This window comes from Paraburkholderia sp. BR10937, assembly GCF_040965695.1.
In the GTDB taxonomy this organism is placed as follows: Bacteria; Pseudomonadota; Gammaproteobacteria; order Burkholderiales; family Burkholderiaceae; genus Paraburkholderia.
The window spans coordinates 1-232 of sequence record NZ_JBFRCL010000293.1 but is presented as its reverse complement, the minus strand read 5'-3'; the positions used below and the strand labels follow the sequence as shown (position 1 = coordinate 232).

Here is a 232-nt window from a genome sequence, read left to right as displayed (position 1 = left end):
GTCGAGCTCTATCCGGAGAAAGCGCCGAAGACCGTCGACAATTTCCTGCAGTACGTGAAGGCTGGCCAGTACAACGGCACGATCTTTCATCGCGTGATTCGCGGCTTCATGACCCAGGGCGGCGGCTTCGACGCCGGCATGAAGCAGAAGCCGACCGAAGCGCCGATCGAAAACGAAGCGAACAACGGCCTGAAGAACGAGCGCGGCTCGATCGCCATGGCGCGCACCAACG

Annotated in this window: 1 protein-coding gene; it reads left to right on the top strand. The window is 61.2% G+C overall.

The genetic code is table 11. The annotated features are described in order from the left end of the window. Positions 1 to 232 (top strand): peptidylprolyl isomerase (locus AB4Y44_RS43035; RefSeq protein WP_368702867.1); only part of this gene is annotated, 232 nt, incomplete at both ends.